Source organism: Hoylesella marshii DSM 16973 = JCM 13450, from assembly GCF_000146675.1.
Taxonomy (GTDB): domain Bacteria; phylum Bacteroidota; class Bacteroidia; order Bacteroidales; family Bacteroidaceae; genus Prevotella; species Prevotella marshii.
On the sequence record NZ_GL397214.1, the window covers coordinates 1,272,537 to 1,280,845 of the forward strand.

The 8,309-nt window shown below is 46.6% G+C and carries 8 protein-coding genes and 1 pseudogene; 6 read left to right on the forward strand and 3 right to left on the reverse strand.

The window, feature by feature from the left end:
* The first annotated feature begins 510 nt into the window (after nucleotides 1-510).
* Genes HMPREF0658_RS05270 through HMPREF0658_RS05280 form a run of 3 tightly spaced genes read left to right on the forward strand, consistent with a single transcriptional unit; the run spans nucleotide 511 to nucleotide 2,619 of the window.
* On the forward strand, nucleotides 511-1,011 hold the full coding sequence (locus HMPREF0658_RS05270) for an RNA polymerase sigma factor (protein ID WP_024991165.1): 501 nt from the start codon (nucleotides 511-513) through the stop codon (nucleotides 1,009-1,011).
* A gap of 8 nt (nucleotides 1,012-1,019) precedes the next feature.
* Nucleotides 1,020-1,634 carry a hypothetical protein gene (locus tag HMPREF0658_RS10660; RefSeq protein WP_024991164.1) on the forward strand — a complete coding sequence of 205 codons (615 nt, stop codon included), beginning with the start codon at nucleotides 1,020-1,022 and terminating at the stop codon, nucleotides 1,632-1,634.
* A 16-nt stretch (nucleotides 1,635-1,650) separates the two neighbouring features.
* Nucleotides 1,651-2,619, forward strand: coding sequence for a hypothetical protein (locus HMPREF0658_RS05280; protein WP_006949163.1), 969 nt, complete (start codon nucleotides 1,651-1,653; stop codon nucleotides 2,617-2,619).
* Nucleotides 2,620-2,685: 66 nt separating this feature from the next.
* On the opposite strand, the gene mnmE is transcribed toward HMPREF0658_RS05280, so the two are convergent.
* The 3 genes from mnmE to HMPREF0658_RS05295 are packed head-to-tail and all read right to left on the reverse strand — an operon-like array spanning nucleotide 2,686 to nucleotide 6,127.
* Entirely contained in the window at nucleotides 2,686-4,068 is a 1,383-nt protein-coding gene (mnmE, locus tag HMPREF0658_RS05285; RefSeq protein ID WP_006949166.1) for a tRNA uridine-5-carboxymethylaminomethyl(34) synthesis GTPase MnmE, read from the reverse strand.
* Complete coding sequence (locus HMPREF0658_RS05290) at nucleotides 4,069-4,941, reverse strand: nucleoside phosphorylase (protein WP_006949169.1); 873 nt, start codon at nucleotides 4,939-4,941, stop codon at nucleotides 4,069-4,071.
* Between the two features lie 4 nt (nucleotides 4,942-4,945).
* The gene (locus HMPREF0658_RS05295; protein WP_006949171.1) at nucleotides 4,946-6,127 is read right to left on the reverse strand and encodes a PD40 domain-containing protein; all 1,182 of its coding nucleotides are present in this window, start codon (nucleotides 6,125-6,127) and stop codon (nucleotides 4,946-4,948) included.
* Nucleotides 6,128-6,226: 99 nt separating this feature from the next.
* On the opposite strand from HMPREF0658_RS05295, the pseudogene HMPREF0658_RS12030 reads away from it, so the two are divergent.
* The 3 genes and pseudogenes from HMPREF0658_RS12030 to HMPREF0658_RS05305 form a co-directional block, all read left to right on the forward strand.
* Nucleotides 6,227-6,371, forward strand: a pseudogene (locus HMPREF0658_RS12030) (IS30 family transposase); the annotation flags it as partial.
* A gap of 108 nt (nucleotides 6,372-6,479) precedes the next feature.
* A complete protein-coding gene (locus HMPREF0658_RS05300; protein WP_006949172.1) occupies nucleotides 6,480-7,559 on the forward strand; it encodes a S41 family peptidase in 1,080 nt (359 codons plus the stop codon).
* A gap of 18 nt (nucleotides 7,560-7,577) precedes the next feature.
* Entirely contained in the window at nucleotides 7,578-8,039 is a 462-nt protein-coding gene (locus HMPREF0658_RS05305) for a DUF6078 family protein (RefSeq protein ID WP_006949174.1), read from the forward strand.
* Nucleotides 8,040-8,309: the final 270 nt, after the last annotated feature.

Consider the following 8,309-nt stretch of genomic DNA (forward strand, 5'->3'; position numbering starts at 1 on the left):
GCGAGTTCGGGATAAGGCCGTCCGGATAGTAAGCTCCGACTTTTCGGTGTTGAGAAGTTCAATTTTTCCTTGATTTCTCACGCATGTTTTACGCCATCCCAACTTGGGATTTGATTTTTCACAAGTGTTTTGCGCTGTCCGACTCTCGGACTCCGTTTTTCACGAGTGTTTTGCGCTGTCCCAACTTGGGATTTGATTTTTCACGGGTGTTTTGCGCCGTCCCAACTTGGGATTTGATTTTTCACGAGTGCTTTGCGCCATCCCAACTTGGGATTCGATTTTTCACGAGTGTTTTGCGTCGTCCCAACTTGGGATTTGATTTTTCACGCATGTTTTGCGCCGTCCGACTCTCGGATTTGGTTTTTCACGAGTGTTTTGCGCTGTCCCGACTTGGGATTCGAGTTACACTCTTTTCCGGTGTATCCCGAATTTCTTTAAATCTTGTTAATCGCCGTTGATATTCTCTTGATTCATCCGTTTATTAAAGTAACGACAGACAAAAACCGAAGCATGCAACAGGAAGAGTTTGAACAGTGGGCACCCACGCTACATCGGAAAGCCATAGAGGTAAGCCGCGGCTATGGCCTGTCGCGCGAAGATGCCGACGACATGGCGCAAGACGTGATGCTGAAACTATGGACGATGCGCGCCGATATGTCACACTTCCACTCGCCCGTAGCACTGACCGCAGCCATCGCAAAACACGCGGTCATCGACTTCCTCCGCAAACAAAGGCCTGCCACTGCCGAAGAAAGCCTCCTCGCAACAGTTGCTAACGCCTCTTCGCCGGCCGATGAGCTGGAAGACAGAGAAAACCAATTGTGGCTCGAACATCGCATGCACACCTTGCCCAACACCGAGCATACGCTGCTCTATATGCGGCAGGTGGAGCAACGGTCTACCGAGGAAATGTCAAGGCTGCTCGGTCTGTCGCCCGCCTCGGTGCGGACAATCCTCTCAAGAGCACGCACAAGGCTGCTGAACGACATCAGACAACACCTCAACCCATAAAGATGAACATGCAAACAAAAGACATACAACAACTGCTCGACCGCTTCATGGCGGGCGACACCACGCGGGCAGAAGAGCAACGACTAACAGCATATTTCCGTACCCATCGGGTGAAACGTGAATGGAAAGCCTATCAAGAAATGTTTGCCTATTTCGACCGCGGCATGACAAACGAACGGCCGAAGCAAAAAAAACATCCCATTGCGCTGCGTCGTTTGCTCATCGGTCTGTCGGCAGCAGCGATTCTCGCCGGTGCAGTGTGGTTTATCAGACAGCCGGAACCGCCGTCGGTATCCTCTTCGCCTGTGGCCATCAACGTCCAACCGTCGGTTGTCCAACCGGTATCTCCGGCAACATCCTACACCCGAACTCCCCCCAAGAACGCTCGCCGACAGACCTTCCGCCCGAAACGAAACAAAAGAAACATCACGACAGCCGAACCATACGACGAGGAAACAGAAGCACTCGCCCGCACCGCAGCATGGACTTCGGCAATGATAGAAGCCAGCGTCGACAATCGCTCTCAGCAGGCCGACGCGCTTATCGCTCTCTTCGCGGCGATACACGAAGAGATGGCCGACAACGTCATCTACCGCATGAGCAGTCCGGAAATTGTACCATAACCCAAAACTCAATCATATGAAACATTTACAAAAATCCCTTGTGACGGCGATGCTATTGCTCGCTACCACCACCGTCTATGCACAGAAAAACGTAGAAAAGGCTTTTGAAGACTTCAGGGCAGCCTATCAAAACAACAAAAACGTGGCGTGCAGCATAAACGAAGAGAAAGACCCCGTCAGTGGCAAACTCCTCTCGCGAGGCAACACCTGCCGCTTCACATTGACAAAGCAAGACAAGAAGTGGCTAAACACATTGCTCTCGGCCTTCCAAGCCGATGTGCCCGCCGCCTATTACTACGTGAACCGCGATGCCGACCCCGATACCACAAGCCTCTACAGCATCGCCTACAGCAACGCCCGATACTTCACCCTCGGTAAAGACAAGAGCAACCGCCTCGTCCTTATCTCTATCGCCGATCCTGCCGACTCCCTGCGTCGCTACGTCTATGCGATGGAGTGGAATGACACCCACCAAGCGGATGTCATCACAGGACAACTCTACAGCGTCTACGGCAAGCGACCCTCAAAACAGTGGTTCTCGGGGCGTATCTCTATCGACGGCATGAATATCGACGAATGGATGAAGTCCTCTCGTGAGCTGGCTGCACTCAAAAACATGAATCTCGATTCGTTGATGACCCTTTCTGCCAAGCATCGCATCTCGGGTAAAGAGCTACGTAATATGCTCGGTGCCTACGACAATGTGATAACGCGTTACCGGTCGGAACCGAAAGACGATGTAGACTTTCTGGAACGGTTCGGTGCCATGAAATCATCATTTATGTATAGTCTCGACAAACGCAAGACAGCTGATTGGACACAGGTCGTAGCCGGCAAATTGGTAAAACTATGCAAGAATCATGGTAAACTGCTCAAGGCCGACGAGAAAACTCTCTGCATACAGAGTTTGAAAGAAATGAAGAAAGCCATTGACGACAAATTCATCATTGGTCTGCTCACCGAAGCCATCAAATACTTGGAATAACAAGCTCGCCCACGCTGACGGTATCTGTCCCACAGATGCCGTCAGTTCTTTATTCATAAGAAGTCGTCATTTGCCGATGCAGAAGTCTTTGAATATGGAATTCAAAACGTCGGAAGTAGTGATGGTACCGCCGGTTATCTCGGACAGTTGGTGGATGCATTGGCGAAGATCTTCGGAAAGAAGGTCGCCGCTGAGACCGGTTACGATACCTTCGATGACACGCCCTATACTTTCCTGCGCGTGCAGAAGGGCTTCGTAATGGCGGGCGTTAGTAACGATAACATCGTTTTCATGGATTTCAGGAATGTCGGCAGCATGGTAGATAGTGGCCTCCAGCAAATCAATATTTCTATTGTATTTGGCTGATACAGCAAGGAATGCAGGCTGAATAGTCCAAGGATAGTCGGCAAGGACGACCTCTTTCTCATCCATTTTGTTTGCAACAACAATGAGTTTCTTTCCTTTAACACGTGCCTCCATCTCCTGAATTTCCGAAAACGTAGGCGAAGCATCTATCATCCATATTACAATTGCGGCTTCCGACAGTTTCCGGTAGGTACGTTCGATACCCAAACTTTCTATTTTATCGTTCGTTTCACGAATGCCGGCAGTGTCGATAAAGCGGAAAGTAACGCCCCGTATCTGCATGGTATCTTCTATTACATCGCGTGTCGTACCGTGAATCTCGCTCACAATGGCACGCTCTTCTTTCAACAAACGATTCAACAATGTACTTTTACCAACGTTTGTTTTACCCACGATAGCCACGGAAACGCCAGATTTAAGGGCACGCCCTGTTTGGAACGATTGTGCCAAACGGGTAATCTTTTCTTTAATGTGTTGTGCAAGTTGCTGTAGTTCTTCGCGATTTGCAAAAGTCACATCTTGGTCGCTGAAGTCTAACTCCAACTCAATGAGCGATGTTATTTTAAGCAACTTATCGCGTAAGGCACGCAATTCATCAGAGAAGTGTCCGCGCAGTTGCCCTAATGCTAATTGATGTGTCGCTTTGTTGGTAGAGGAAATTAAGTCGGCCACTGCCTCTGCCTGACTCAAATCCATCTTACCATTTAAGAATGCCCGTTGGGTAAATTCCCCCGGAAGAGCTTGCCGGCACCCTAACCGAATCAACCGCTCCAGCACTTCTTTAATAATATATGCCGAGCCGTGACAAGATATTTCCACTGTATCTTCGCCGGTATAAGAGTGCGGAGCACGGAAGACGGACACAAGAACTTCGTCTATCACCGTCCTGTCTTCCGCTTGGATATATCCATATAAAACACTTTGTGCCTTAGCATCTTGTAATGATTGTTTCGATGCTGGCACAAAGGTTTTATCCACAATGGCGATGGCATTATCGCCGGAAACCCGTATCACACCCATTGCGCCGCCGGAAGCGGTGGCCATGGCGCAAATGGTATGGTGGTCGTTCAGTATATCTGACATTTAGATTCTATCCAAAACAAGTTGTATCAGCCCGTCGATAGAGTTCTTATAATTGGCATTTGCTTCTTTCGTGCGTCTGTTGGCAATCACCATGCAGCAAGTCATGGCCTTGTGTCCCATCAGTCGTGCAAGGCCGGCCACGGCACTGCTTTCCATCTCGAAGTTGGTAATACGATACCCGTTATGCTCAAAGTTCTCTATCTTCTCGTTCTGTTTCGGGTCGGCTAACGGTATACGAAGTTCTCTGCCTTGCGGACCGAAGAAACCACCACAGGCAATTGTTACTCCTCTTACCATGTCGTCGGCCGCGATTCTTTCTATCAATTCGCTGTCGGCATCAATAACATAGGGTGCTCCCAACTGCGGATTCCAATGCATGTGTGTCTTGAAATGCTCTTCAAAATCGAGGTCGCAGACATCGTTCCGACCGACATAGAAGTTCAACAGCCCATCGAAACCGATGCTCTTTTCGCTGGCAATAAACGTTCCTGTTGGCGTATAAAGTTGCAAACCTCCGCATGTGCCAATACGAACAAGGGTCAGTTGTCTGAACGTTTCTTGCTCGTTCCTTGTATTGAAGTCGATATTAGCCAAGGCATCCAACTCGTTGAGTACAATATCGATATTATCGCAGCCGATACCCGTGCTCAGCACCGTAATCCTTTTCCCTTTGTAAAGTCCTGTGATGGTACGGAATTCGCGGTTCTCTACCTCGCATTCTGTCGTATTGAAATGCGATGCAACCAAGGACACTCTTCCCGGGTCTCCCACGAGTATCACCTTGTCTGCTAAATGTTCGGGTTTCAGATGCAGATGAAAGATACTGCCATCTTTGTTGATAATTAGTTCTGATTCAGCAAAATACTTTTTCATAATTTTATTGTTTATTGGTTGATTGAGTGAGTTCTGCTTTGCGTATGTCTTTCTCTAATTGTTCATGATCTGTTGTCGCTTGCTGCAATTCCTGCTCTGTTTGAAGGATAGACTTGCTCATTTGTTGTCTTTTGGCAGGAGTTGCAGCATGGTAATCCCTACGCATCTTGTCTAACTTTTCGACCAACACCTGCTTCTCTGCTGTTTTCTTTACCAGCAATGTATATAACCTCTTGGCATCAGCAGAGCGAAAATCTTCTATGGAATGATACACTCTGTTGTCATTGATAACGAAACGTATAGACGGCTGTTTGCCGGTTGCCTTGTTGCGGTGGGTTTGCAGGTCTGCCAGCCGGCGACGTGCCTTTGACAACCTGTCGTTGTCTGTCCAAGTATCTTTGATGCTGCGAATTTGTGCCATTGCCATGAGTTGTGCATTGTCCACGTTACTTTTGTTGTAGCTGACGCGCTCGTCATCGAATGCAAACGTATAGACACAAACCTTTCCTTCCGGTTGATTCCGTGCCGTAACGAGCCAGCCCAAACTATCTGCCTCAGCCGTGATGTAGTAATAATCGTCGGCCGTAGAGTTATAAGGCAGACCGATGTTTTCCGGCTTATAAAATTGGTTGTTGTCTGTATCAAACCGTGTTACGAATATATCATATCCCCCCAAGGTATTCTTCCCTTTTCCGGCGAAATAGAGGGTGAGGCCATCGGGCATAAGAAAGGGGCAGGCGATGTCGGTCAACTCATCGCCGAAGTCTGCGACAATGCTCGGCTCCGACCACCGGTTGCCTATCTTTTCTGCCGTATAAAGCTGCATATGACCATCGGCATCGGGCAACGAGAAGTAGCGTTTGTCTCTGAATTCGTTCTCGTACACAAGACCCTTCTGTCTGCTGCTTGTGGGGTATACATCCATGTACTCCCGCAGCAATCCATACTCTTTCCCTATGGGGATATGGGCGGCGATGGAATCTTTATCTACCACCGTGCTGTCTATAAACATCACTTTTGTAGTGGCCGGCAGCATGTCGTTAAACAATGCTTGCTGGGGTGTCAGGTTAGGCGTGACAGTCGTAGGCTTTGCTCGTTTAGCTGCCTTCCGTTTCACTTGCCCGAAAGCACCTGTCGCGGTAAGTAATAAGAAAAGGAGGATGGTTGCTATCTTGTTTGTATTCATTTTACCTGCACGATGTTGATTCTTTCAAGCAAAGGTACAAATTCTTCCGTAAAAACCACGCCTTTATACTATATTTTATGCTGCACACTGATAACATAGATAGAAAATACGAACAAACTCATCAGACAATACATTCCTAAAGGTACAACATTTGAACACTATACAGATGAAAATGAATGCAAGACTAAGGAAAAAACTAAACTTCTCAACACCAAAACAACAGTTTTACAATCGAATTACATAAATTTGCACTTGCTATTGGAATTTGCAAAGTTAAGATCAAGTGTCGAACAAGAAGTTGCCATTCATAAAGATATGATTAAGAGATAATTTACCTAAAAGACAATATATCATGAACTTAAGATTGTTCCTTGTTTCTTTTGCTTTATGTTGGACTTCCACCTCATTTGCAATACATCCCGACAGCATCAATCATCATCTAAAAGATTATCAATATCTAACAAGATTTACTGAAGCTAACCTTGCTACTTACCCATATATTCACAAAATGTATGGTAAGGAATACGCCAAGCTTAAAAAGTCGATCAAGCGACATTTACTGAAAGGTCAAGATATAGAAACCGCAACTTGTGACTATGTCTTTTGGTTTTTCTCTCAATTCGACACGCATTTTATAGTTGACCGACATCGATTCTGGCAAGAGTATGACCGAAGGGTTCATCCCAAGTATAACGAAAAGATGGAGTATGACCCTCAACCCCTTGCGTGTATGCTCGATACGGATACCTATCTGGTAAGAATACCCTCTTGCAGCGGACAGAATCCTACTTACGCATGGGTCGATAGTGTTGCCCAAGCCTATAAAAGAACGAATTGTCCCTATCTCATTTTAGATATTCGAGGTAATTCTGGGGGAAATGATGCCATTTGGGAACCTTTTCTTGAGATACTCGCAGACCATCAACCAAAGAAACCTTGGAGAGTTCTATTCAGAAACACCCCCATGAACAGAGAAGTACTCATGAAACAAGGTGATACAAATATCGTAGAGAAAGCCCGTCAATCGAAAGCACAGTTTGTGCCATTGTCAGAAGAGAACAATAACGAGGAAATGCCTTTCATTGCAAGCCATTTAAAAAAGGCGGCAATTCTCGTTGATAGCAGAACAGCAAGTTCTGGAGAAACCTTAGCTCGTTTTGTAAAAGACTATTGCCATCGTGGAAAAATATATGGACAAGACCCTACCAGCGGAGCAAACCTATCGGGTAACATCGCTTCATTTCAGCTGCCACATAGTGGGATTACTTGCTATTATCCAGTTTGTGTCGACGAAGACTTCGCTTTACAAATAAAAACAAAAGAAATAGGAATCAAGCCAGATATAAAGATTCCGCTACCACTTCCCGCCTCTCTCAAAGATCATATTGACACATGGGTTGTATGGGTTGCAAAGAGTTTGAAATCAGACTGATACCATAAAAACAACAGCATGATGACACAAGAAGAATACAACCTGTTAGATGCCGACTTTGCCCATTGCAGCGGCAAACAGAGCGGACGAGCAAAGAATGCCTACGCCACACCGCCCACCAGATGGCTTGCAGAGAACACACGAGAGAGCTACACCGTTGTCAATCCCGCCGTGATAACCGGTCGCCAGCCCTGCTCACTCTTCATGCCCGACCGCAAGGAACGTTACGCATGGGGCATCTCCCGCATCTACGACAACGTGCGTGCCGCCGATCTGCGCGGCATCAAACTAAGCGTCATGTCATGCCTCGGTTCCTCTTCCTATTACAGGATTAAGCAGCAACGCCGTACCATCACCGAAGAAGAGCAACTGGACATCCGCCAAGCTTTCACCGACATGGGCTACGACGGACAAGCCATGGAGTTCGACCGCTATGAAGAACATTACCCCGCACTTATGCGACTAAGAAAAGACGACTGAACCACCCGTCTCACACATCTTTTATTACGCTTGCCTTTATTATATTCAGTCCTAAGTCAATCTATAGAATAGTCTCTTCTTTTACCTTTATATATATAAAATTGTCCAAACGTGGATAACGAATTATCCATGTTTGGAGAACAAATTATCCAAACGTGGAGAATAAATTATCCAAACGTAACTAATCAATGAAAAAGAAGAAATATCGAAATTGATGTAAACTAACTGATAATGAGGAGGAAATACACGAATTGGCATAATACTGCTCTG